We start from the raw sequence: 1,948 nt of genomic DNA, 5'->3' as shown, positions 1-1,948 counted from the left end.
GCCGCGGCCTTCCCGGCCCCCGCCGCTGTCGCCGCCCGTGTTGAAGGAAACATTCGGCAGCGACACCAGCGCATTGAGAATGGGGAAGGGCTCAACCGCATTGGGCATGGCGGAGGCATTGACGAAATGCTCCTGAAAGCGCGGCTCGATGGCGGTTTCCACCTTGTGGATGGCCCGCACGACCGCCTCGATCTCTGCCCGCGCCCGGGTGTTGAGCAGCGCGATCCGCGCCCCGGTGCCCGCGGCATTCCCGGCCGATGTGACCTTTTCCAATGGCGCGTCAGGGATCATGCCCAGCACCATGGCGTGTTTCGCGCTGATATGCGCCCCGAAGGCGCCGGCCAGTACCACGCGGTCCACCTTGTCCACGCCGAACTTGTCCATGAGCAGCCGCGCGCCGGAATAAAGCGCCGCCTTTGCCATCTGGATTTCCCGGATATCGCGGTTGGTCACGGTAATCCGTGGCCCGCCATCGGCGGTGCCGTCGTGGATCAGGTAGCTGTGGGTGCGCCCGTCTTCAAAGATGTTGGCGGCCCCGGTTTGCGCGGCGCTGCCGATCAGGCCGGAGGCGTCCACGATGCCATGCATGCGCATCTCCGCCACCATCTCGATGATGCCGGAGCCGCAGATGCCGGTGATCCCCGTCGCGGCGACCGCCTCAGTAAAGGCCGGGTCGTCCGACCACAGGTCGCAACCGATCACCTTGAAGCGGGCGACCTTGGTGTCGGGGTCAATCTCGACCCGTTCGATGGCCCCCGGCGCCGCCCGCTGGCCGGAGGATATCTGCGCCCCCTCGAAGGCGGGCCCGGTGGGGGAGGAACATGCCAGAACCTTTTCGCGGTTGCCCAGCAGGATCTCGGCATTGGTGCCCACGTCGACGACGAGAACGAGGTCGTCGGATTTATCCGGCGCCTCACTGAGCGCGACCGCCGCCGCATCGGCGCCCACATGTCCCGCGATGCAGGGCAGGAAATAGACCCGGGCGGAGGGATGAATCTCCAGATCGAGGTCGTCGGAACGCAGACGCAGCGCGTTGGACGTGGCCAGCGCAAAGGGCGCCTGACCCAACTCGAACGGATCAATGCCCAGAAAGAGGTGATGCATCACGGGGTTACAGACAAAGACGACGTCGACGATCAGGTTCCGGTCCACCCCGGCCTCTTCGGCGATCTGCCGGAAAAGCGCATTCATGCCGTCCCGCACCGACCGCGTCATTTCCTGCGCGCCGCTTGGGTTCATCATCGAATAGCTGACCCGGCTCATCAGGTCCTCGCCAAAGCGGATCTGGGGGTTCATCACCCCGGATGAGGCGAGGACCTCTCCGGTCCGCAGGTCGCACAGATGCGCCGCGATGGTGGTGGAGCCGAGGTCGACGGCAAGGCCGTAAACCGTCCCGTCGTAATAGCCTGGCCAGATGCACATGATCCGGGGCGCGTTTTCGTGATCGCCCAGATGCACGGCCACGGTGACCTTCCAGTTTCCCTTGCGCAGGATGGGCTGCATGCTCTGAAGGATATGCAGATCTGCCGTCACATGCTCCAGCTCCCACTGGACCCGCAGCGCCTCCCGCAGACGTTCGAGATCGCCGGAAGGGTCGTGCATGTCGGGCTCGGCCACTTCCACGTAGAAAAGCTTGGTGGACGGATCGAGGACGATCTCGCGCGCCTCGGCCCGTTTGCGCACGACCTGCTTGTGTACCTGGCTCTCGGGCGGGACGTCGATCACCACGTCGCCCTGCACGGTGGCCTGGCACCCCAGCCGCCGCCCCGGTGGCAACCCGCGCTTCTCGTCGTAGCGCGCCTCCACGCTGTTCCACTCGGACAATGCGTCGTCATGCACGGTCACACCATGCTTGGAGAAGGAGCCGTACCCCGGCGTGACCTGGCATTTGGAGCAGATGCCCCGCCCGCCACAGACGGAATCGAGATCCACGCCCAGTTGCCGGGCC

The 1,948-nt window shown here is 65.6% G+C and carries 1 protein-coding gene; it reads right to left on the bottom strand.

The genetic code is table 11. From position 1 onward, the window contains the following. Positions 1-1,948 (bottom strand): ASKHA domain-containing protein (locus A3728_RS10485; protein ID WP_067923178.1); only part of this gene is annotated, 1,948 nt, incomplete at both ends.

The sequence above is a fragment of the Sulfitobacter sp. HI0040 genome (genome assembly GCF_001634885.1).
Classification (GTDB): domain Bacteria; phylum Pseudomonadota; class Alphaproteobacteria; order Rhodobacterales; family Rhodobacteraceae; genus Sulfitobacter.
This window is presented reverse-complemented; position numbering and strand designations above follow the sequence as displayed.